This window comes from Bacillus mobilis (assembly GCF_001884045.1).
Taxonomy (GTDB): Bacteria; Bacillota; Bacilli; order Bacillales; family Bacillaceae_G; genus Bacillus_A; species Bacillus_A mobilis.
This window is the reverse complement of record NZ_MACF01000141.1, coordinates 1-23,422: the sequence shown is the minus strand read 5'-3', so window position 1 is coordinate 23,422 and position 23,422 is coordinate 1. Positions and strand designations below refer to the sequence as shown.

Annotated in this window: 24 protein-coding genes; 17 read left to right on the top strand and 7 right to left on the bottom strand. The window is 34.9% G+C overall.

From position 1 onward, the window contains the following. Window positions 1–12 precede the first annotated feature (12 nt). A complete protein-coding gene (locus BAQ44_RS27365) occupies window positions 13–153 on the top strand; it encodes a YrzO family protein (protein ID WP_061677922.1) in 141 nt (46 codons plus the stop codon). A 60-nt stretch (window positions 154–213) separates the two neighbouring features. Here the strand turns inward: BAQ44_RS27365 and BAQ44_RS27360 are convergent, their stop codons facing one another. Then, window positions 214–309, bottom strand: coding sequence for a DUF3948 family protein (locus BAQ44_RS27360; RefSeq protein WP_001060007.1), 96 nt, complete (start codon window positions 307–309; stop codon window positions 214–216). A gap of 336 nt (window positions 310–645) precedes the next feature. On the opposite strand from BAQ44_RS27360, the gene BAQ44_RS27355 reads away from it, so the two are divergent. Next, window positions 646–1,251 (top strand): lysophospholipid acyltransferase family protein, encoded by a 606-nt coding sequence (locus tag BAQ44_RS27355; RefSeq protein ID WP_000277789.1) that lies wholly within the window; start codon window positions 646–648, stop codon window positions 1,249–1,251. 73 nt (window positions 1,252–1,324) lie between these two features. On the opposite strand, the gene BAQ44_RS27350 is transcribed toward BAQ44_RS27355, so the two are convergent. Continuing rightward, window positions 1,325–1,420, bottom strand: coding sequence for a DUF3948 family protein (locus BAQ44_RS27350; protein WP_001060010.1), 96 nt, complete (start codon window positions 1,418–1,420; stop codon window positions 1,325–1,327). Between the two features lie 304 nt (window positions 1,421–1,724). Here BAQ44_RS27350 and BAQ44_RS27345 point away from each other — a divergent pair, with 304 nt between their 5' ends. From BAQ44_RS27345 to BAQ44_RS27315, 6 genes are all read left to right on the top strand, one after another. Further along, window positions 1,725–2,702: a LacI family DNA-binding transcriptional regulator gene (locus BAQ44_RS27345; RefSeq protein WP_061677923.1), complete on the top strand. Its 978-nt coding sequence runs from the start codon at window positions 1,725–1,727 to the stop codon at window positions 2,700–2,702. Window positions 2,703–2,851: 149 nt separating this feature from the next. After that, on the top strand, window positions 2,852–3,181 hold the full coding sequence (locus tag BAQ44_RS27340; RefSeq protein WP_071724853.1) for a PH domain-containing protein: 330 nt from the start codon (window positions 2,852–2,854) through the stop codon (window positions 3,179–3,181). 117 nt (window positions 3,182–3,298) lie between these two features. Then, window positions 3,299–4,135, top strand: coding sequence for a YitT family protein (locus BAQ44_RS27335; protein ID WP_063259882.1), 837 nt, complete (start codon window positions 3,299–3,301; stop codon window positions 4,133–4,135). A gap of 138 nt (window positions 4,136–4,273) precedes the next feature. Then, the gene (locus BAQ44_RS27330; protein WP_063259883.1) at window positions 4,274–4,630 is read left to right on the top strand and encodes a YxeA family protein; all 357 of its coding nucleotides are present in this window, start codon (window positions 4,274–4,276) and stop codon (window positions 4,628–4,630) included. 897 nt (window positions 4,631–5,527) lie between these two features. Next, on the top strand, window positions 5,528–6,292 hold the full coding sequence (locus tag BAQ44_RS27320; RefSeq protein WP_071724851.1) for a TatD family hydrolase: 765 nt from the start codon (window positions 5,528–5,530) through the stop codon (window positions 6,290–6,292). A gap of 95 nt (window positions 6,293–6,387) precedes the next feature. After that, entirely contained in the window at window positions 6,388–7,893 is a 1,506-nt protein-coding gene (locus BAQ44_RS27315) for a DL-endopeptidase inhibitor IseA family protein (RefSeq protein WP_071724849.1), read from the top strand. A 34-nt stretch (window positions 7,894–7,927) separates the two neighbouring features. On the opposite strand, the gene BAQ44_RS27310 is transcribed toward BAQ44_RS27315, so the two are convergent. After that, a complete protein-coding gene (locus BAQ44_RS27310) occupies window positions 7,928–9,577 on the bottom strand; it encodes a DUF2334 domain-containing protein (protein WP_071724847.1) in 1,650 nt (549 codons plus the stop codon). 250 nt (window positions 9,578–9,827) lie between these two features. Between BAQ44_RS27310 and BAQ44_RS27305 the strand changes: the two genes are divergently transcribed. After that, the gene (locus BAQ44_RS27305; protein WP_063259895.1) at window positions 9,828–10,361 is read left to right on the top strand and encodes a transglycosylase SLT domain-containing protein; all 534 of its coding nucleotides are present in this window, start codon (window positions 9,828–9,830) and stop codon (window positions 10,359–10,361) included. A gap of 11 nt (window positions 10,362–10,372) precedes the next feature. Here BAQ44_RS27305 and BAQ44_RS27300 read toward each other — a convergent pair whose 3' ends face one another. Together BAQ44_RS27300 and BAQ44_RS30595 are read right to left on the bottom strand one after the other, a co-directional pair. Then, the gene (locus BAQ44_RS27300; protein WP_071724845.1) at window positions 10,373–11,167 is read right to left on the bottom strand and encodes a DUF4931 domain-containing protein; all 795 of its coding nucleotides are present in this window, start codon (window positions 11,165–11,167) and stop codon (window positions 10,373–10,375) included. 134 nt (window positions 11,168–11,301) lie between these two features. After that, entirely contained in the window at window positions 11,302–11,424 is a 123-nt protein-coding gene (locus tag BAQ44_RS30595) for a hypothetical protein (RefSeq protein ID WP_063259888.1), read from the bottom strand. A 426-nt stretch (window positions 11,425–11,850) separates the two neighbouring features. On the opposite strand from BAQ44_RS30595, the gene BAQ44_RS30710 reads away from it, so the two are divergent. Together BAQ44_RS30710 and abc-f are read left to right on the top strand one after the other, a co-directional pair. Then, window positions 11,851–11,985 (top strand): RAxF-45 family protein, encoded by a 135-nt coding sequence (locus tag BAQ44_RS30710; RefSeq protein WP_046956655.1) that lies wholly within the window; start codon window positions 11,851–11,853, stop codon window positions 11,983–11,985. A 124-nt stretch (window positions 11,986–12,109) separates the two neighbouring features. Continuing rightward, a complete protein-coding gene (abc-f, locus tag BAQ44_RS27290; RefSeq protein ID WP_071724843.1) occupies window positions 12,110–13,990 on the top strand; it encodes a ribosomal protection-like ABC-F family protein in 1,881 nt (626 codons plus the stop codon). 244 nt (window positions 13,991–14,234) lie between these two features. Here abc-f and BAQ44_RS27285 read toward each other — a convergent pair whose 3' ends face one another. After that, on the bottom strand, window positions 14,235–14,432 hold the full coding sequence (locus BAQ44_RS27285) for a hypothetical protein (protein WP_000369258.1): 198 nt from the start codon (window positions 14,430–14,432) through the stop codon (window positions 14,235–14,237). A gap of 236 nt (window positions 14,433–14,668) precedes the next feature. On the opposite strand from BAQ44_RS27285, the gene BAQ44_RS27280 reads away from it, so the two are divergent. The 6 genes from BAQ44_RS27280 to BAQ44_RS27255 all read left to right on the top strand — a co-directional run bounded on the left by BAQ44_RS27280 (window position 14,669) and on the right by BAQ44_RS27255 (window position 22,285). Beyond that, the gene (locus BAQ44_RS27280) at window positions 14,669–16,372 is read left to right on the top strand and encodes an ABC transporter substrate-binding protein (RefSeq protein ID WP_071724841.1); all 1,704 of its coding nucleotides are present in this window, start codon (window positions 14,669–14,671) and stop codon (window positions 16,370–16,372) included. A gap of 238 nt (window positions 16,373–16,610) precedes the next feature. Beyond that, window positions 16,611–18,338, top strand: coding sequence for an ABC transporter substrate-binding protein (locus BAQ44_RS27275; protein ID WP_063259891.1), 1,728 nt, complete (start codon window positions 16,611–16,613; stop codon window positions 18,336–18,338). Between the two features lie 103 nt (window positions 18,339–18,441). After that, window positions 18,442–19,398, top strand: coding sequence for an ABC transporter permease (locus BAQ44_RS27270; RefSeq protein WP_071724839.1), 957 nt, complete (start codon window positions 18,442–18,444; stop codon window positions 19,396–19,398). A 13-nt stretch (window positions 19,399–19,411) separates the two neighbouring features. Continuing rightward, a complete protein-coding gene (opp4C, locus tag BAQ44_RS27265) occupies window positions 19,412–20,332 on the top strand; it encodes an oligopeptide ABC transporter permease (RefSeq protein WP_063259892.1) in 921 nt (306 codons plus the stop codon). A gap of 10 nt (window positions 20,333–20,342) precedes the next feature. Then, window positions 20,343–21,323 carry an ABC transporter ATP-binding protein gene (locus BAQ44_RS27260; protein ID WP_063259893.1) on the top strand — a complete coding sequence of 327 codons (981 nt, stop codon included), beginning with the start codon at window positions 20,343–20,345 and terminating at the stop codon, window positions 21,321–21,323. Beyond that, the gene (locus BAQ44_RS27255) at window positions 21,320–22,285 is read left to right on the top strand and encodes an ABC transporter ATP-binding protein (RefSeq protein WP_001294507.1); all 966 of its coding nucleotides are present in this window, start codon (window positions 21,320–21,322) and stop codon (window positions 22,283–22,285) included. The genes BAQ44_RS27260 and BAQ44_RS27255 overlap by 4 nt, the downstream gene beginning before the upstream one ends. Window positions 22,286–22,321: 36 nt before the next feature. On the opposite strand, the gene BAQ44_RS27250 is transcribed toward BAQ44_RS27255, so the two are convergent. After that, the gene (locus BAQ44_RS27250) at window positions 22,322–23,194 is read right to left on the bottom strand and encodes a Cof-type HAD-IIB family hydrolase (RefSeq protein ID WP_000766410.1); all 873 of its coding nucleotides are present in this window, start codon (window positions 23,192–23,194) and stop codon (window positions 22,322–22,324) included. Between the last annotated feature and the right edge of the window lie 228 nt (window positions 23,195–23,422).

Genomic DNA, 23,422 nt, shown 5'->3' with positions numbered 1-23,422 from the left:
GGAGGATTTCACATGTTAGAAAGTGTATTGTTTTTCTTTGCTGTCGGAGTTGCTTGTGAGCTTGCAGCGATTAACCGAAATGGTCGTAAGAAGATAAAACAACAAGCTGAAATGATACAGCTTTTAAAAGAGTTAAAAGAAAGAAACATTTAAAAAGACGACCGGGCATAGACGGTCGTCTTTTTCTATATAAAGGGGAAAGGGGACACAAAGTTATACAAGCGTAGCAGCGTAAATAAAAGCAGTAAGAAGAAGAGAGCCGCTAGCTAATCCTAAAAAATCTAATTTGTTAAAAGTGATATTGTTCATAATGAATTCTCCTTACTTGTTTAATGTAGAAGCAACAGCTTTTGCGTCGATTAGAGCGGAAAATACCATGCCCATTGTATTTAAAAAATTGTTCGTTTTCATCTTGTTCATCATATTGATCCGCTGCTTTTCGAATAGTTGTTGTTTCTTTCTGACTTAATTGTATGAAATATTGCAAGAAGTAACTATCGAATTAGCTTACAAGAAAATTACACTTTTGTAAGAATTGAAATTTAACAATTAATACTCATTTTTATTACCAACTCCTAAAACTTAGTGTTATAATCGTTGTAAGAGAATGATTATAATTCGGATGTTCAGAAAGGAACGAAACAAATGTATAAACCAATTACATTTTTGTTGAAATATATATTTAAAACAGCTGGAAAAGTAGAAGTGCAAGGAAGAGAAAAGTTACCAGAAGGCGGCCCGTATGTTGTTGCGTGTACACATACAAGTTTTATGGATGTATTAATGTTAGCTACAGGGATGTATCCGACCCAAATTCATTACATGGCTAAAAAAGAATTATTTGAAGGGAAATTCAAAAACTGGTTCTTTAAAAATGTGAATGCATTCCCTGTAGATCGTGCAAATCCAGGACCGAGCACACTCAAAATTCCGTCACGCTTATTAAAGGAAGGAAAAGTAGTAGGGATCTTCCCAAGTGGAACGCGATCAACAGAAGACGTTTCATTAAAAGCTGGAGCTGTTACGATTGCGCTACGTTCTAATGTCCCGTTAGTACCGGCAGCTTATGTTGGTCCATCAAGTGTAAAAGAATTAATAAAGGGGAAAAAGGCACAATTGATTTTTGGAGACCCAATTCAAATTGATGCTGAAGAACAAATAGATCGAAAAACAGCTATGAAAATGATGACAGATCAATTAAATGAGAAGTTTGAGGAGCTAAAGGAAACTTTGCAATCAAATCAAAAATAAGAAAAGACGACCGGGCATAGACGGTCGTCTTTTCTATTACTATTTATAATAAGGGGGAAAGGGGACACGAAATTTATACAAGCGTAGCGGCGTAAATAAAAGCAGTAAGAAGAACTGATCCGCTAGCTAGTCCTAAAAAATCTAATTTGTTAAAAGTGATATTGTTCATAATGAATTCTCCTTACTTGTTTAATGTAGAAGCAACAGCTTTAGCATCGATTAGAGCAGAAAATACCATGCCCATTGTATTTAAAAAATTGTTTGATTTCATTTTGTTCATCATATGAATCCGCTCCTTTTCGAATAGTTGTTGTTTCCTTCTGACTTAATTGTATGAAATATTGCGGGGAGTCACTATCGAATTAGCTTACAGGAAAATTACACTTTTGTAAGAAAAACGAATGCAGGTGTAATGATGAGTAGATTTGACATATGTGCATGGAATTCATTAATTTAAAAGTAGAGGTGAGTGTATGGCTAATATTAAAGATATTGCAAAGATGGCGGGAGTTTCAGTTACGACTGTTTCGAGAGTATTGAATGATCATCCGTATGTAAGTGAAGAAAAAAGGAAAGCGGTTATAGAGATAGTTGAGAAATTGAATTACTCGCAAAACGCAAATGCTGTTCATTTATCAAAAGGGAAAACGAATATTGTTGGTGTGATTTTACCGTATATTAATCATCCATGCTTTGATGCGATGGTGGGCGGGATGATGGAGGTGGCGTTAGCTCATAATTACAGAGTGCTACTTTGCCAAACGAATTATAATAAAAAAGAAGAAATGAAAAGTTTACATATGTTAAAAACAAAACAATTGGATGGTCTTATTATTTGTTCTCGTGCAAACGATTGGGAAACGATAGAGCCGTATGCTTCCTATGGGGCAATTGTTGCTTGTGAAGATAATGATATTTCAAATATCTCAAGTGTATATACGAATCATTCGGCCGCTTTTCAATTAGGAATGGAGTATTTAATCGAGAAAGATTATAAAAAAATTGGTTATTGCACGGGAAGGAAGTTAGGACCGAGTAGTCAAAAGCGTTTTGATGTTTATAAACAGCAATTGCAATCTATAGATGAAGAAGTGAATGAAGAATGGATTTTCACAGAATGCTTTACATTAGAAGATGGTGTGAGAGTGGCTCATAAATTAAAGGAGATGCAGCATCTTCCTGAAGCGTTAATAGTAGCAGGAGATGAAGTTGCGATTGGGGTGATGACAGAAGCTGAAAAATTAGGTATTCAAGTTCCTAAAGATTTAGCGATTATTGGATTTGATAATCAACCTATTTCGCAAGTGTTACAACTTACAACCATTGATCAAAATTTAAAGGACATAGGTAAAAAAGCCTTTGAAATGTTTTACAGGCAAATAAGTGATGAAAGTTCTAAACAAGAAAAGGTGGAGATTCCATACGAACTTGTGGAACGCTCTACTGTTTAGTTTTAATCCGTTATGTGTAAATTGCATAACGGATTATTTTTTTGAAATATCTTTGACAGGAAACGCGTTTCATACTTTATAAAGGAGTTAAACCGGTCTGTAATAATCCATGGATTCTTTTCAAGAATAGTATTTTTGGAGGAATATGCATGAATGAACTTTTATCGAGTATGAAAAAGTATATAGAAGATGATGAAAAGATTTTGGCCTTTGTAGTAGGGATATTTGAGAAGGATGATTTTGCGCTATCGTATCAGCATGGGATTTTTGCGGCTACTACTAGACGTCTCCTCTTTTACGGGAAATTTCCATACTATCCTGCAACAGTTAAAGATTATTCGTATTTGCATATAGATAGCATAGTTTGTCGTCCGCATTTCGAATGTACTTGTAATTATGAAACCATTCGAGCTAAGTATATTCAGAAGGGGAATGTGGAGCGATTTGTCCGTACAGTTAGAGCAAATATGAATAATTAATCACCCCTTTGTTTAAACATAATATCTCGATCTTTAAGAGTGAAAATGCGCAATAAAAACAACTTCTAAACCTCTAGGAGATAGTGATACAATGTCAAATGGGGGGAGGTATGAACTATGGTTAATCAACGTATAAAGGAAATAACACTAATTACAATTGGTTCATTATTATTCGCAATTGGTATTAATTACTTTGCAATTCCAAACCGTTTATCAGAGGGTGGAATTATTGGTGTAACGGTTGTTACGTACTATTTATTTGATTGGTCGCCGGGGATTGTGAACTTTGCTATAAATGCAATTTTACTAGCTATCGGTTATAAATTTTTTGATAAGAAAACGATGGTTTATACAATTTTAGGGATTGTAGAAACATCCTTGTTTTTATATGTTACGGAACATATTGAGTATCATGTAAATAGTGATACGTTATTAGCTGCTCTATTCGCTGGTTTATTTGTCGGTGTTGGATTAGGCTGTATGTTCAAAGCTGGAGGTACATCAGGAGGATCGGCAATTTTAGCTCAGTTAGCAAATCAATATTTAGGGTGGAGCGTAGGTAAAGGCGTACTTATTATTGATATCGTTGTAATTGCTGGGTCTGTATTTATAATAGGACAAGAAAAAGCAATGTACACACTTGTTGCAGTATTCATTGGAGCGAAAGTGATTGATTTCATTGTAGAAGGAATGGATACAAAAACGGCTGTTACAATTATTTCGAATCAACCAGACTTAATACGTGAAACTATTACGAGAAACATGACACGCGGTGTCACTGTATTAGAAGGACGCGGCGGATATACTGGTAAAAATAAAGAAGTATTATATATTGTTATTAATAAACAAGAGCTTGTTAAGTTAAAGCAAGTTATCAGCCGAGTAGATGAAGATGCTTTCGTTGTTATTCATGATGTACGTGATGTACTTGGCGGTGGCTTTAAAGCGAGCTAAAAGGTGAACGAGTAAATTCGTTCACCTTTTTTAATTCTTACAAAAATGTAAGTGTAATGTAATGAGATTCAATAGTAGATTTTATTCCTTCTTTTTAAAATGGATGTATATATATCCTGCTGAGGAGGAATGTTTATTATGAAGAAAAAAATGATCACTACTATAATAGCGATGGTAGTGATAGTAATAATGTTACTGCCTACGAAACTTGGACCGGTTATCGATAAATATAATCCGCTTTATAAGACGAAAGAATACTATACTGTTGTGAATACAATTGGTCAGCCTATTGGTGATGAATGGTATGAATATGAATTAATTGCATTTGATGAACGTGGAAAAGAACAAAAAATAAAGAAGACTGTTAAGCATATGTTAAAGAGAGATGAAGCATTGAAGGTGTATGCAAAAGGGCGCTATGGCGAGGCGATTGAAGAAATTGAAGCTGTAAATATTCCTATTAATGCGAAGAGTAAACTTTTAGCGATGAGATAGCGAATTATACCCCCACCTATTTTTTGTCGAAAATAAAAATACTAGGTAGGGGTATTTTTGGGTGTGTAAGAAGGCCTTAGTCCATATGGACTAAGACCTTCTTCATTATATAAAGGGGAAGGGGGTACATTGTAGTAGCATGAGTGAAAGGTATAAGAAGAGTAGCTACTAGCAATGTAATTTGGTTATGTGAGTGTTCTTCTTATTTGGCTTACTTTCTAACTTTATCCCGCTTTAATGGGCAGTAAGACCCCCACCTCAAAATTCAGCGAAAGCAAAGAAGTTAGGTGGGGGATCAACTGCCCATAAAAGTCCGATTGGTGAGGGCTAATAATCAGTGGGGGATGAAGGAAACCCCCACTGATTAAAGTTTCACTTTATTGTACGAGATGTAGCGAAGGTAAACTATCGAATTACATTACACATAGCTTACAAACATGTAAGCCTTCTGTAATGTAATTCGATGGTTAAAAGATAGTGAATTTTATATAGTGTACTTAGAAAGTCTCACTGTATTACTTTCTGTTTGTAATATGAATGAAGAATGAAAACCAACTACTTTTTAATAGCCCTCATCTGTATGTAGATGAGGTTCTTTTTATAAACCTTACAACATTGTAAGGTTTACGTAAGTTAATTCGATAGTAAATTTGTCATATTTTTTGCATAATAGATACAAATAGATAAAAATAATTAGGGATATAGTAAGAAGGGAGAAAACTGGGATGCGTAAAGAAGAAGTAGTGAAGTTTCCAATTAAAGATTTCTGTAGCTACTTTACTGTTGCCGTAGTATGTATTGGATTATTTGATATCATAACAAACTTAATTGTTAAATAACATAGATGATAAAACAAGAAGGGAGATCCTTTCTTGTTTTTTTTATGGGGGAATAAATATGAAATGGATTGATAGCCATATACATGTTGACCAATATAAGGATGAAGAAAGAAGTAGATTACTTAAAGATGTGGAACATAGTAAAGAGATAAAGGGGCTTATCGCGGTATCTATGAATTATCAATCATGTAAAGAAACTTTATCTTTAGCAAAGCGATATCCTTTTGTACATCCAGCTATAGGTTTTCATCCGGAGCAACCAATTCATAAAGAAGAATGTGAGCAAATTTATAAATTAATTGAAGAGCATGTAGAAGACATAGTTGCGATTGGTGAAGTAGGCTTACCATATTATTTAAGAAAAGAAGATGAGCACATTGCTGTCAATTCATATATGTCGGTGTTACAACGATTTGTTGAACTAGCTAGTAAATATGATTTACCAATTATATTGCATGCAGTTTATGAAGATGCTGATATTGTATGTGATTTATTGGAGAAATATAAAGTTTCACGCGCACATTTCCATTGGTTTAAAGGAAGTGAAACAACAATGAAACGGATGATCGGGAACGGTTATTATATTTCTATCACGCCAGATGTTTTATATAAGGAGAAAATTAGAAAAATTGTTTTGTATTATCCACTTGAATATATGATGGTAGAAACGGACGGACCGTGGGAATTTCAAGAGAATGTTATGACGCATCCGAGAATGATTCGAGAGGTATTGAAGGAAATTAGTGTTATAAAAAACATATCTGTTGATAGGGTTGCGGAAACGATATATGAAAATACGATTCAATTTTACTTGAAAGGATAGGAGAGTTACTCTTATCCTTTTTATTATGGATATTTTTTCTAGTATTTTCTATAATTTATGATGTGCTTAATTTGATGAGGGAAGTGGGGAAGAAAATGGGGAGAACATATAAAAAAATAGCTATTACAATGATGGTCGGTGTACTTTCACTTGTAGCGTTTGGGTGTGAGGCAGAAAAAAAGGTTATAAATCCAAACACAACACAGGAGAAGAAGGAAGAATCAATTGATCCAGTAGTTGAAAAACAAATGAAAGAAAATGAGAAAAATGGGAATACGGTTGGAAACAGTTCTAATAAAGGGAAGATGGTAGAGAGTAAGGGATGGGTTTACTATGCGGTAAATGGTGATAAAAATACAGGAGGCATTTATCGTACGAAAGATCAATTTCAGACTTCGGAACGTGTAGTGGAAGGTGTAAATGCTTCGTACATAAATATAAAAGACAAAGCTTTATATTTTATTCATACGGATGAAGATAAGAATGCGGGATTATCTTCTTTAATGAAGTATGATATATCTAACAAAAAGCTAGACACGTTAAAAGCAGATACAAATTATGTTTATATAAAAGATCAAACTTTATTTTATCCGAAAAAATATTCTGAGCATGGTGGTTTTGATATTGTAGGAATAGTAAAAATGGATTTGAAAACGGGGCAGGAAGAAGAAGCGGTATTTAAAAACTCAGGTTGGTCTCAAACGATAGACGATAGTATTCTACATTGGAATAAAAATCGTGGAACACAAGTGACAAAAGATAATAAAACTTGGTCAAAGGAAAATTATGCAACAATATATAGTGCTACTTATAATAATGAAAAATTATATGCTGTTGTCGACTTTTCGTTACCTTTTGAAACAAATGAAGCTGAGCATGGCATATATGAAATAGACATTCAACAAAATAACGAAAAGTTATTGGTAAAGGATGCCCTGCAGATGAATGTGAAAGGGGATACTTTTTATTATTTAAAAAAGGATGGAGTATATAAGAAGAAAATGAATGGTGGAAATGAAAAAGTAATTTATAATAAAACGGTTGAACCAACTAAATCCTATTTATATTTTGTAGCAGGAGATATGTATCTTTATACAGATAATGGAACTATTTTAAATTTAGATACAAAGAAATCAAATGAAGAAAAAGATAAGAAATTAGCAGATGATGTTATGTTACAGAAAGTATGGAATGCACAGAAGGAACTTACTAATGTTCAAATGGCTGCACTAACAGGAAACCCAAAACGAGTAGGAGATTTTTCATACGGGGAATTAGTGAATCCTATTTATAATACGAAGGATACTTTAGAGACTACGCTATCTACGTACTTCTCACAACCATTTATAGCAGAGTACATGAAGAGTAAGTATATTAAAGAGTTAAATGGAAAAATGCACTACGCTATTGGAGATCCAGGATCAAAAGCAGCAACTAAATTTACAAAAATTATTTCTGCCGAGCTAAAGGATGGAAAAATAAAAGCGCAGGTAGAAACGTATAATGATTATGATAATGTAACGGAAAAAGTAGAAGTTGAATTTATTTATGAAAATAATCAATGGGTTATTAATAATATGCCGCGTTTTGGTTTAAGTTAAAAAACCACCAAGCATTTTGCTTGGTGGTTTTATTTTAGGATTCTAATTTTTTCGCACGTCTTAATAACAATAGAAAGACAATGATGAAGAAACCAAGTATAAGGAAGAATCCATATTGTTTTACATAGTCCATTACGTCGCTTGCGCTTGTTGGTTTTTCAACGTGAATGCCGTCCTTATTAGTAGTAATATGAATATCTTGCATTTTCACTTCATTTGTTTCTTTTTGTAAATCAATCCATTCTATATTCGGAATGCTTTCTAGATCCTTTAATACTTCTTTTAATGGTTTCACACCTAAGTAAGGATGATAGAATGCACCAATAACTCCATCGGATAATTTAGCAACAGATACAGCACGTTCCTTCATCTTTGCAATAGCATGTGGCTTATCTTCTTCAATAAAACCAACTGTTTCAGGCATTAATTTCATCCCGTGTAAAAATGATGGGGTGCTTGTATAAAATGGTGAGTGCATGGATTTCCAAGTTGTATCACTTAACTGTAGTTGTCCTACATAAGTTGAAAAGTATCTTGATAATATTTCATATCCTTTTTGGGACATCGTGTAATGGGGTGCTTCAAATGCGACAGGATATAGTTTGGCATCTACAAGTTCTTGAATACCTTTTTCAATATGCTCAGTCGTATATTTTTCTTCAAATTCTTCCCCTTTTTTTACGTATGCATTATATGCTTCTATATTAGGAAAGTCATCTTTTGTTTTTGGTTCTTCATGCTTCGGTTGACGAATTGGTTGGTCTGTTTTTACGTCCCAAAATTCAAAACCTTCTCCAGTTTCACTATCATAAAATTGGTGCGTATAACCATGCATAATAATTGCTGCACCATCATCTTGCATAGAGCGTAAAAGATCGACTAGCTCAGGTTTATCTTTTAAATGTATTGTCTTTCCTGTATCCGGATCTTTATATACCGGTATGACTGTAATCATGTAAGGAATCTTTTTCTCTTTTAGTAATTCAGCAATTTCTTTTAATTTATTTATATCTGCGGCTGGATGAACATCCTCAAGACGTAAATAAGCTTCCACTTTATCTGTCATTGGTTTTTGTCCGAAGTAAGAAAATAACATTTCGCCGACGTAATGAGACATCCAGTCAAAGAGATTTGATGTTGCAACATAATAAGATGTTTCATGCTGGACGATTAGTGGGCTCTTGCTATTTGGGCTTAAAGCGTTAGCAAGAACAGTTCCGTTGGTATCAAAAGCTTGAATCAATCGTTCCTCTTCTAAAGTGTTTTTTAGCTTATGGCTTGGATATTCGATTTTATTAACTCGTATATCATTATCCTTTAGTGTAATGAAAGAAAAGCGATTAGATAATTGTTCAACATTTTGTCCTAAAACTAATACTGGGCCTGAGAAATTTTCTATCAGTTGTTTTGTTTCAGTAGGAAATTCTTCTTTTTGCTCACCGATATAGACAATATGTGTATAAGAAGATGAATTAGTAATTTCATTAGCCTTTTTTAAACTTTTCGTAGTTATATCGTTTGTAAAATGTCCTAATTGAGTATTAAGGATTTGAATATTATTTGTAATTTGATCGTCTTTTGTACTGTATAAAACAAGTACTTTTGGTTTTGATGATGTTTGTGCAGAGGTGTGGATAGGGATAAGTAGTAAAATGCTGAACAAGAGTAATATGCACTTCTTCATTTGGTCTGCTCCTATTCTATATGTAGAGTTCAATTTACAATTATATACAAGAAATACGTTGTAGTCTATGAAAGTTACATTTTTGCACGTATTTACCAGCTGTTTTTTCACAAAATCGGTCTAAAGCATGATGATAATATGCATAGTTATTTGCTATGATAAAAGGGTAAGAGAATGATAGAATGTGGGTAATTGTAAAGGGAAGAAGGCTGAAAGGGGACAAATTTCAGCGGAGAAAGAGGTAGAGGTAGTGAAGAAATTCTTTGTAGGATTTTTAGTTGTTCTTGGGGTGTACTTATATTTCCAAGGAAAGTCTGAAGGAATGGACAAGCTAGTGAATGAGACAAGCTATGTTGACTCAGAGGAAGCAAAACAGATGAAACAAATTATTATAGAGGAAGCAAAGAAAGTCAATCTTCCAGAATGGATACCTCTTACAATTGCCGAACATGAAAGCCGGTTAAATCCAAGAAGTATTGGAGATAACGGAACTTCATTCGGATTGTTTCAATTGCATCGCGGTGGCGGGCTTGCACCAGATCATTTAACTGATGAAGAGTTGAAAGATCCGCGCACAAATGCGCAAATTGCAATGCCGCATTTAATGAAAGGGTATAAGCGCGGGGTGCAGAAAGGTTTGACGGATTTTGCATTACTAAAATATGTAGCAAATACATCTGGATGGCCAGGAAATTTAGGGCCCGAGTGGACGGATAATAACATGAAGTATAACATCGGATTAGAAGATGTGTACTATCGAAATAAAGGCGTAATAAAAGAGTAGGTTTTTTGTACCTACTCTGTTTTTTTATGAATAACTTCATCCTTTTCTTGTATGAAATACTGCGCTAGTTGTATTTTCACGTCTTCTAGTTTTGTAGAAACTTGCGGTATTTTATATCCTACATACAATGGTGAAACGACAAACCTAGGAACAACTTTACAAATGATTTTTTCGTTCAAGTAATAGAAGAATAAGTTATAACTACTACATCCTTTATGGAAATCTGTCAGTATATAACGTACAGTTTGCTGAATATAATTTGCTAGTTCATCTATGCATCCAATATCTTCAATGATGATATTAAATTCAGTAAAACCAATAATAGGACGATCTGAAATATTGAGTTCAATGCGTTCGTTTTTTTGTACAATTACTCCTCGGAAGTTGTCCTGTTCTACGTTACCGAGATAGTCTACATATTTCATTCCGATAATCTGCATGTGTGCATGATGCAAACTTCCGCCTGAGAATGGCCCGTGATTTTTGTATAAAATCACAGATGTGAATTCTTCATTCTTCTGTAAGCCTAACCAATGTTTAATCGAGAAACGAATTAGCGATCTCATATGTTCTTCTGTATATGTCGCAATATGATCTTCACAATTATCGGTTTCGATTAGCACCGTTTGAAATGTATCTTTTAATGTAGGAAATTTGTTTTCCAGCCAAATAATCGAGCCCTCAGTTGCTAAAATATCTGTTAAATTTTCTCTGTCACAAAAAGGACATGCAGCGCTTCTATTCCGGATGCTTTCTGGTTTTTGTTTGCCGATATCGTTTAAAAAGTATAGTTGTTGTTTATCCATTTGTATATATGCCCCTTTAAAATGTGTGTAAAAATCCCGCTTAATACATTCGTGAAAAGAAGACGGAAATCCTTTAAAGGGAATAGGAAAAATAAAAGACAAGATATCCTCATTACAACAGGGTACCTTGTCTTTTATTTTTTCTTTAATAATGTGTATGGATAATATAGATCGTTTTTATTATGTTTCTTTTTTCTATTTTTTATTGTGTATAAGGCAATTGCTGTACTCACGATTACAATAATGGCTTTCTTCATATTCGTTTACCCCTTTTTTATTGTTGGTTTAATTCTTGGCTAACTGCTTTTGCATCAACTAGAGCGTGTAAAATCATTTTTACCATGTTCATCATATTCTCTCACTCCTTTTTATAGTTCGTTTAGTTCTTTTACAACTGCTTGTCCGTTCACTAATACCTCAAAGATTGCTTTTACGATTTCTTTCATCATGATTGTTTCCTCCTTTTGTTGTCTCTCTTGTTTACATCTTTATTGTATAGGGAGGCATCTTTTCGTACTATCGCTTTCCATTACGTGAACATAACAGTTTTGTAAGATTTGATGTCACTTATTGAAATGTTTAGTCTATCTTCATTATTTTCAGAAAAATGACTATTCAAACATGAAATGGGAAAGTATAATAAAGAAGTAAGTATTAAATTCCGTACGAAAGAGGTGAATGAGATGAAACGTTCTTTAGCTGCACGTGCCAAATTTTTAGATTATATCTATTTTTGTCGTGCGATTTTTCATGATGTAGTTGTTAACGGGATACGTCTGTCCTTTTTTAACAATTGCATAGTAGCTATTGAACGATAGAAATCTCTTCACCCATTTTTAATAAACGTGTGAAAAGGGAGCTATTTGGCTTCCTTTTTCTATGTCGAAAACCATGGGGAATGTTTCTTTCCCATGGTTTTTTATATTGAAAGGAGTACGGAAAATGACAATTTGTAGTGTAAATAATGTAACGAAATCTTTTGGTGGAAACATCATATTTGAAAATATATCGCTTGAAATAAAGAATGGTGAACGTGTTGGATTAGTTGGTCGTAACGGTAGTGGGAAGACAACAATCTTTCAGCTTCTAACTGGAATGGAAAGTTTAGATGCAGGAGCCATTCATATGAAGAAAGGTACACGTATTGGTCATGTGGCACAAATTCCGAAATTTGATGAGGATATGACTGTATATGATGTACTGAGTTCGGCTTTTAAAGCAGAAAAGGAATTAGAAAGAGAAATGCGTACTTTAGAAAAAAATATGGCGGAAGAACGAGAATCGTCTGCTTTACAAAAGTTAATGGAGAGATACGGAGTAATTCAAGAAAAGTTTGCGTTCCTTGGTGGTTATGAAATAGAAGCGAATTTGATGAAGGTAGCAAATGGGCTACAGGTGACAGAACTATTTCCTCGATCCTTTCTGGAGTTAAGTGGTGGAGAACAAACAAAGATAAGTCTTGCATATATGCTATTGCAGAAACCAGATCTACTTCTATTAGATGAACCAACCAATCATTTAGATTTATTCGCCGTAGAATGGCTAGAACAATTTTTAAAAGAATACAATGGAACGGTTATGGTTATTTCACATGATCGCTATTTCCTTGATGAAGTTGTAACGAAGATTTTTGATTTAGAAGATGGAGAGATTCACGTGTATCATACAAACTATTCTCAGTTTGTTGAGGAAAAGGAAGAACGGTTGCTGCAGGAGTTCCAGGCTTATCAAGAACAGCAAAAGAAAATAAAGAAAATGAAAGAAGCAATTAAGCGACTACGTGAATGGGCAAATCAGGCGAATCCTCCGAATGAAGGATTGCATAAGAGAGCGAGAAGTATGGAACGGGCACTGGAACGTATAGAGAAACTAAAGAAACCTATTTTAGAACGAAAACAAATGGGACTTCAGTTTGAAGGGCAAGAGAGAAGTGGGAAAGATGTTGTTGTAATGAAAGAAGTGAGTAAAGGGTTCGCTGGCCATCTTTTATTTAATGAAGCGAGTTTACATGTTCGTTTTCAAGAGCGTGCGGCGATCGTTGGTCGTAATGGTACAGGAAAGACAACGCTACTAAAATTACTATTAGAAGAAATAGAACCAGACGCTGGTGAAATTCGAATTGGTAGTAGTGTGAAAATCGGTTATTTATCACAGCATGCGTACGGAAATGTGAAGAGTAATGTATTAGAAGCTTTCAGGGAATATGTAGCTGTAACAGAGGGAGAAGCGAGACATATATTAGCTAAGTTTTTATTTTATGGTCCAGCGGTGTTTAAGAAAGTAACGCAACTGAGCGGTGGAGAAAAAATGAGATTAAGGCTTGCGCAACTTATGTATCAAGATATCAATTTTTTAATTTTAGATGAGCCGACAAACCATCTCGACATTGAATCAAGGGAAGTTTTAGAGGAAGCTCTCGAACAATATAATGGAACAATTTTAGCTGTTTCACATGATCGTTATTTTTTAAATAAGTTATTTGAAAAGACGTATTGGATTGATGAGCGTAAATTATTTGAGTTTGCAGGGAACTATGCATGGGCGCGTCAAAAGTGGGAAGAAAAACTTGAGACACAAGTAATAAAGCAGCAACGCCAAGGAAGAAAAAGTATGGAAACAGCTCCTATAAAAAAGAAAGAAGTTAGGAATGTTGAGGAGATTGAAACCGATTTAATGCGTGTAGAAGAAGATATATATACGCTTGAGTGTAAGATGGAACATGTAGTTGATGTTGAAATGCTTGAACAATTGTATGAGGAAAAAACGAAGCAAGAGTTGTTACGAGCGGAGTTATATAATGAGTTAGAGAATATTGTGGAGTAAAAAGTGGAAAGCGAATTCCTTTCAGTTTTACTGAAGGAATTCGCTTTTTTATATGGATACTTTATTTTAAGAGATAAGTAAAAGTTGTGTTTCACGTGAAACAGTAAATTTGATAAATCTTTGTTCCGTAATTGGCATAGGGTGTGAAACATAAAAGGTATTAGAAGCTTTTTGGATCGATAAATTATTTCCCGAGACATAAGTATGTGAACGGCGATTCGTGATTGAAAACAAAAAAACAGAGTTACAGCTTTACGCGCTGAACTCTGTTTTCTTTTTGTGTCGTATCTTCTCTTGTTGAAATGATAATGGCGATCCCGAGCATAATAAAAAAAGCTAAAAAGAGGACGAACTTTGGGAAGAATGGGAATAGTAATAGCGCCCCGACTATCATAATTGTTAATAATACGTAGTGCAGGACGTATTGGAATAGGTTGTCCATGTTTTCGCCCCCTTTTTGGTAATTGGTTATTAGTATTCTATGTCCCATACGGAACGAATAGAAGTGGATTTTTAATTTTTTAATACGAAATAAAAGAGAACAATTGACATGGTGAAAGGAAAGGAATAATCTTGAAATTAATTCATACTATTTTTATAGGTAAAATAAAGATAGTTACAGAAAGGGGGCTATGTTCCTACATCGTTAAAAATTAGGAAGGTAAAGGTGAGCGTCTAATGAAAAATGCTTTTAAAGGAGCACTTGCTACATTTCTTAGTGTATCGGTATTACTAGCCGGATGTGGTCAAGAGGAAGCAAGTACAAATGAAGCCGGGAACGTACTAAAAGTAAAAGATGAATTTATTAAAGCAAGCGACAAAGCAAAAAGTCCTACTAAAGTAAAAGAAAGAAAAGATACTTTTGTAGTTGGAATGCCAAGTCCTGGCGGGATATTCCTTCCGCACTTTATGGAGAATGGATGGGATGGTAACATAACGCAAGCTATCTTTGCTCCCCTTGTTGGACTCGATAAGGAAGGAAAACCAATTCCAATTTTAGCGAAGAAGTGGGATATTTCGGAGGATCAGCTTACATATACGTTCCATTTGAAAGATGATTTAAAGTTTAGTGATGGATCCCCGTTAACTGCAGATGATGTAGCATTTACATTAACGTTATTACATGATCCAACTTATAGTGGTGCGACTGATATAAGTCAAACAGCAATAAAAGGTGGGCAAGCATATAAAGAAGGAAAAGCGAATTCTATTGAGGGAATTCAGGTCGTAGATTCGAAAACAATTAAAATTACAACTGAAAAGGTAAATGCCCAAACATTATCGTTAATTGGCGGAGAAGTGATTTCAAAAGCTTATTACGGGAAAGAGTATAAACAAGGACACTTGGAGTATTTAAAAGAATTGTATGGGAAGCCGCTGGGAGCAGGAGCTTATAAATTGGATAAATATATTCCTGGTCAAGAAGTTCGATTTGTAGCAAATGAAAATTATTTTGAAGGAAAGCCGAAGATTGAGCACTTTATTTATAAAATTACAAAAGGTGATACGAAGCTACAACAATTTCAAGCGGGAGAAGTAGATTATGATGGTTTTACGACAAACGCGGAGACGATTGAACAGTTAAAGGATTTAGGTTTTGCTAATATTAATGTATATACAGGAAGCTCTTACGGCTACATTAAAATGAATTATAAGAAGCCATACTTTAAAGATAAACGTGTCCGCCAAGCATTTATTTATGGATTAGAGCGTCAAAAGGTTATTGATACGTATTTCCAAGGATATGCGTCACTCGTTAATGTACCGATTACGCCAGTTTCTTGGGCGTATACAGAAGAGGGTATTAATAAATATGAGTATAATTTAGAGAAGGCGAAGAAACTACTGGATGAGGCTGGGTGGAAAGCTGGTTCGGATGGAATTCGTGAAAAGGACGGACAAAAACTGAAAGTAAGTTATTTTGCCTCATCAGCAAGTAAAATAAATGATGTAATGATTCCTGTGATGAAAGAAGATTATAAAAAGCTTGGTGTAGAGTTTAACCCAGAATATATGGACTTTAATACGATGATTTCAAAAGTGATAAAAGGTGATTATGATTTGGCGATGGTATCTACGCCAATGATTGATGATCCGAGTGGAACGATTGAGGAGTTTGTTTCAACAAGTAAACGAAATTATGATGGATATTATAATCCAAAAGTAGATGAATTAGCTAAGCAAGCATTAGAAACGTTGGATATTGAAAAGCGAAAAGAAATTTATAAAAAGTTATATCAACAGTTAAGTGAAGACCCGCCTGTAATCTTCTTAAATAATAGCAAAGTTGTGTCTGCACATCATGCACGCATTCAAGGATTGCAAGAAGATAACTATAACGGTATTTTATTAAGTTTACCTAAATTGAAGATAGAAAAATAATTTAGGAAGAATTATCAAAATATTTATTCAGAAAGAATTGACAAAATATAACTGACGATATAAGCTAATAACCATAAAGTCTACCGGAAAGGTCGGAATAGGATTGTTACCCCTCAAAAACATCTATTTTTTTACGATTAAAACCGACTTTTCCGATTGGCTATAAAAGTGCTGTGGGAGGCATACATAAGCTAATAAGTTCAAAGGGTATAACTATTAAACAGTTAGGGTGGGGACAATGAAGACAAAGACAAAAAAATGGGCTGGTGTATTTTCGGTATTACTGAGTAGTTCGCTTGTGTTATCTGCTTGTGGGGGACAGGAGGATACGGCTTCTACAGAACCGGTTAAACAGCAGGATTTAAAAAACATAAAAATAGAAAAGATTGCTGCTACAGATAAAACGAAAGTGCCAGATAAAGCGAAGAATAGAAAAGATACGTTAGTTGTTGGGATTAATAAACCAGGCGGCGTATTTTTACCATATTTCCAACAAAATGGTTGGGACGGAAACGTAACTTCAGTTATTTTTGCATCTCTCATATCAACCGATAAACAAGGGAAACCAATTCCAGAATTAGCTGAGAAGTGGGACGTTTCTTCTGATCAGTTAACATATACATTCCATTTACGTAAAGATTTGAAATTTAGCGATGGCTCGCCATTAACAGCGGATGATGTAGCGTTCACATTGACACTTTTACACGATAAGGCATATGAAGGCGAAGTGGATATCTCTCAATATGCAGTTAAAGGTGGTAAAGAATATAAAGAAGGAAAAGCAACTTCAATTGAAGGTATTGAAGTTGTCGATCCACAAACAATAAAAATTACGACTGAAAAGGTTAATTCACAAGCTATATTTGTTTTTGGTAGCACAGTACTATCAAAAGCTTATTACGGAAAAGATTACAAACAAAATACAAGTTTAGATTACTTAAAAGATTTATATGGCAAACCACTAGCTGCGGGTCCATATAAATTTGAAAAGTATATTCCAGGTCAAGAAGTTCGATTTGTAGCAAATGAAAATTACTATGCGGGTAAACCAAAAATTCAAAACTTCATTTATAAAATTACTTCTGGCGATACCAAGCTTCAGTTATTCCAAACAGGTGAGGTTGACCACACTGGTTTAGGTACTGGTGACGAAGTTCTTGAACAGGCTAAGGCTTTAGAATTCGCAAATATCCAAATCGAAACAGCACCATCATTTAGTTATGTTTATATGAATCATAATAAGCCGTACTTAAAGGATAAAAAGGTTCGCCAAGCGCTTATCTACGGATTAGATCGTAAAAAATATGTTGATACAGCATACAAAGGATACGGTACGGTAGCGAATGTACCAATTCATCCGACTTCTTGGGCTTACACAGAAGAAGGCGTTAATAAATATGAGTATGACAAAGAAAAAGCGAAAAAGTTATTAGATGAAGCAGGGTGGAAAGTTGGCTCGGATGGAATCCGTGAAAAAGATGGTCAAAAATTAAAACTTTCTTATTTCGGCCCAAGTTCAGCTAAAGATAGTGATTTGTTAATTCCAATTGCGAAAGAGAATTATAAAGAGATAGGTGTAGAATTTAATCCTGAATTTATGGACTTTAATACGATGCTTTCAAAGGTGAACAAAGGTGATTATGACTTAGCTTCTGTTTCAACACCGATTACAAGTGATCCAAGTGAAACAGCTGGTGAATATTTATCTAGTGCGAATGAGAAGAGTCTTGGTTATAAAAATGCAAAAGTAGATGAGTTAATTCAAAAAGGTATTGAAACGGTAGATATTGAAAAACGTAAACCAATCTATAAAGAACTTTATAAAGAATTAAGTGATGATCCACCAGTAATTCTATTAAACTATCGCAGAACAATTACTGGTTATAACGGGAATATAAAAGGAATTGATCCTGAAAAATACAATAGTATTAGTGCAAACTTACCAGTATTATCATTTGAAAAATAACGAGAAGAATGTATAAGTAGAAGACATTTTTTCATTCGGTTAGAAATGTGCCGATTTGAAAAAATGTTCTTCTATTTTAAGCATTAGATTGGAGAGAAAAAGGGTGAAAACATATATTGTTCGTAGGTTGCTACAAATGATTCCTACACTGTTTGGAACATCAATTATTATCTTCTTCCTGTTCGCACTTCTTCCGGGTGATTATATTGATTCAAATCCAAAGATTACACCGGAAAGAGCAGCTGAGCTTAGGGAATTGTATGGATTGAACAAACCAATTGTCGAGCGCTATTTCCACTGGTTAGGTAATGCGTTACAAGGAGACTTTGGTTTTTCGCTTCAATATCAAGAACCTGTAACGTCACTATTAAATAAGTTTATTTGGAACTCGTTTAGTGTAGCGATTATTGCATTATTTTTTATTTGGCTAATTGCACTTATTATCGGCGTATTATCGGCGACGAAGCAACATTCTTTATTCGATAAACTTGTAACGATTGGTGTCTTTGCAGCAATGTCATTCCCGTCCTTCTTTATCGGTTTGTTCTTAATTAAAGTGTTCGCAGTTGATTTTAAGTTACTACCGATAGGTGGAATGATTGATGTTGGTAGTAATTCAACTGGATTCGCTTATGTGATAGAAGTTGCAAAACATATGGTTTTACCGGTATTTATTTTGACACTTCTTGGAGTGGGTTCATTAACTCGTTATTTTAGAACGAGTATGTTAGAGGTTGTAAGACAAGATTACATACGAACAGCACGTGCGAAAGGTTTAAAGGAGAAGACAGTTATTTATAAACATGCATTAAAAAATGCTATTTTACCGGCGATTACTTTATTGGCATTTGAATTACCAGGTTTATTTTCAGGAGCAATTATTATTGAACAAATTTTTAATTGGCCAGGTATCGGTAACATTCAGTTAGAGGCACTTAATTTTCGTGATTATACAGTATTAATGGCATTTACGATGTTTCTTTCTTGTTTAACAATTGTTTCAAACTTTTTTGCAGACATTGTATATGCAGTTGTTGATCCACGTATTCGGTTGAAGTAAAGGGGGGAACGAGATGGAAACTGTTACAGCGATTACAGAGAAAAAAGGAAAAAAGAGAAGAAATGAATCATCACCATGGCGACAAGCTCTTAAAAAGATAAAGAAAAATAAGATGGCGCTAGTAGGGTTGTATGCATTAATTTTTATGTTCTTATTTTGTTTTATCGGACCATTTTTTTCACCATATGCATCAGGGAAAATACAAGTTGCGTTAATTAATAAACCACCTAGTTTTTCTCATTGGCTTGGTACAGATCAATTAGGAAGAGATATTTTAACGAGACTTATGCAAGCGGGACGAATTTCATTAACAATTGGCTTAGCTTCGATGGTTTTATCGGTAATACTAGGAGCCGTATTAGGGGCTATTGCAGGATTTTATCGTGGCATCGTTGATAATATTATTATGCGTCTTGCTGATATTTTAATGTCGATGCCAGGATTACCATTACTTATTATAATGGGAGCGATTCTATCAGAGTGGAAAGTACCGTCTGATTATCGTCTGTATGTCATTATGATTATTTTAAGCTTAGTAGGCTGGCCGGGGCTTGCACGTCTTGTAAGAGGTCAAATTTTATCACTTAGGGAGCAGGCGTTTATGCAAGCTGCTGATGTACTAGGAATAAAAGATTACCGGAAAATTATCTATCACTTAATTCCTAATGTTTTACCGATATTAATTGTCGTATCCACATTAGGCGTTGCTGGTTCTATTTTAGGGGAGTCCGCACTAAGTTACTTAGGTCTCGGAGTTGTTCCACCTACACCATCATGGGGGAATATGATTAGCGCAGCTAACTCATTAATTGATTTCCAAAAGCGTCCGTGGTTATGGATTCCACCTGGTTTCGCAATCTTTATAACAGTTGTATCAATTAACTTACTTGGTGATGCACTTCGTGATGCGTTAGATCCAAAGATGAGACGGTAGGTGAGGGAATATGAGTAGAGCGGTAGTAGAGCTGAAAGATTTACAAACACACTTTCAGACAGAAGAAGGAACAGTAAAGGCTGTAAACCATGTTAGTTTTACAGTTCGAGAAGGTGAAACTGTTTGTGTTGTAGGCGAATCAGGTTGCGGGAAAAGTGTAACAGCTTTATCTATTATGGGACTTATTGCTGAATCAGGCAGTGTAGTAGGTGGAGATATTTTATATGAAGGAAAAAGTCTTTTAGGAATGAAAGAGAAGGAGCTTCGTAGTTTAAGAGGTAATGATATTGCGATGATTTTCCAAGAACCGATGACATCGCTGAATCCGGTCTTCACTGTAGGGGAACAGATTGTAGAGACGTTAAGGGAGCATGAATTACTTAGTAAAAACGAAGCGTATAAGAAAGCAATTGAGTTAATTCGTAAAGTCGGCATAGCTCGTGCGGATGAAATCGTCCATTCTTATCCGCACGAACTAAGTGGCGGGATGTTACAACGTATTATGATTGCTGTTGCACTTAGTTGTAATCCTAAGTTATTAATTGCTGATGAACCGACAACGGCTCTTGATGTTACAATTCAAGCTCAAATATTAGACTTATTAAGACAAGTGAAAGAGGAATTTAAAACATCCATTTTATTGATTACACATGATTTAGGCGTTGTAGCAGAAATGGCTGATTACGTTGTCGTTATGTATGGCGGGAAAGTTATTGAAGAAGCACCAGTACTAGAGATATTCCAAAATCCGAAACACCCGTATACGAAAGGCTTGTTGAAATCAAAACCAGTGATGGGAAAACGAATAGATAAACTATATTCTATTCCAGGGCAAGTTCCTAATTTAGTTGGTTTGGATGAATTTTGCTACTTCAGCGGCCGTTGTGAGCATTGTATGGAAATATGTAAAGAAGAAGCACCGAATCTAAATGTACATGATGAGAATCATAAAGTAGCTTGTTGGTTATATGAGGAGCGTGCGGGACAATGAGTGAACCATTATTAGAAGTGAAAAATTTAAAAACCTATTTCCCTATTAAAGGCGGCATATTTAGTAGAACGGTTGGACATGTAAAAGCAGTTGATGGAGTAAGTTTTACTATTAATAAAGGCGAAGTGTTTGGTCTTGTTGGTGAATCAGGAAGCGGAAAAACGACGATAGGAAAAACAATTTTACGTCTCGTCCAAAAAACGGAGGGAGAAGTGAAGTTTAAAGGACACGATGTTCATTCTCTATCAAAAGAGGAATTGAGAAAACATCGTCCTAATATGCAGCTTGTGTTTCAAGATCCATTTAGCTCACTAAATCCGAGAATGAGAATTGGAGAAGCACTGGGCGAGCCAATGTTGGCCCACGGACTAGCGACGAAAGAAAATGTTCGTGAAAAGGTAACAGAAGTATTAGAGTTATGTGGCTTAGCACCATATCATATTGACCGGTATCCTCATGAGTTTTCTGGTGGACAACGTCAGCGTATCGTTATCGCAAGAGCTATGGTATTAAACCCGGAATTCATTGTAGCTGATGAACCTGTGGCAGCACTAGATGTATCTATTCAAGCACAAATCATTAACTTATTTAGTGAGTTACAGGAGAAAAAGGGATTATCCTATTTGTTCATTTCACATGATTTAAGTGTAGTCGAACATTTATGTACGAAAATCGGGATTATGTATTTAGGAACAATTGTGGAAACAGCGCCACGTGATGAGTTATTTACGAACCCGCTTCATCCGTATACAAAAGCATTGTTATCGGCTGTGCCAATACCAGATCCAACAGTGAAGCGAGAGAGAATCATACTAGAGGGTGACATTCCAAGTCCAGCAAATCCACCTTCGGGTTGTCGTTTTCATACACGTTGCCCGTTTGCAACAGATATTTGTAAACAAACAGTACCAGAATTCCGTAATGTTGGTGAGGAGCATTTTGTTGCTTGTCATCATGTATAAAAAAAGGACTCTTTCAAATAGAAAGAGTCCTTTTTTTTATTTACTAGATGAAGTTTGTTTCAATACAAATTGCTCGATTGCATGAGCAACACCATGTTCATTGTTTGTTAATGTTACAACATCACATAATTTTTTTACATCTTCTTCAGCATTTCCCATTGCAACTGATAAGCCAGCTACTTGTAACATTGGTACATCATTAAAGTTATCCCCGATAGCAATAGTATCTTCAATTGGTATATTGAAATAAGCAGCCATTTCTTGTAGACCGTTCCCTTTATGACCATGCTTATCCATAATTTCTACATTAGTAGGAGCTGATGCCGTAACTGAAATATCAGTGTCTTCTTGTAACATGCTTAATAGCTGTGCACGATGCGCGGCATTAAATGTCAAAATGAAGAATTTAGATATTTCTAATTCTGGATTATTTACAACATCTTCGATTTTTTGGAAATCAGTAATTAAGTTTGATTTCTTTTGTTTTTCTGTAATTCTTTCAAGTTCTTCAAGTGTAACATCTAGAGCATGCTTGTTCTCTTCAAACGCTTGCATGACTTGATCTTGCCATGTATATGGAGAATAAACTCCTTTATTCGTATATAGCTTATATGGAAAACCTTCAGATTCTAGTAATTTTGCAAGCTTGTATACTTTATCGTTTTGTAAACAACGCGAGTTAATTACCTTTCCATCCACATAAACAATTGCCCCATTGCTCGCTCCAACTGGAAGAGATAGTTTATATTCTTCCAATAATTTTAAAGCATCCTCTTTTGCACGACCAGAACAAATCATGACAATATGACCGGCCTCTTTTGCAGTTTGGATAGCCTGTAAGTTCTCTTTGGAGATCTCAAGATTAGATGATAGTAGTGTACCATCCATATCTAATGCGATTAATTTCAAAATGACCACCTCTTTGCTTTTATTATACATAGTTATATAGAGGAAACATATAAACTTATCTTGGAAAGATTGTATTTTATCCCGCTTTAATGGGCAGTAAGACCCCCACCTCAAAATTCAGCGAAAGCAAAGAAGTTAGGTGGGGGTCGGGCTGCCCATAAAAGTCCGATTGGTGAGGGCTAATAATCAGTGGGGGATGAAGAAAACCCCCACTGATTAAAGTTTCAC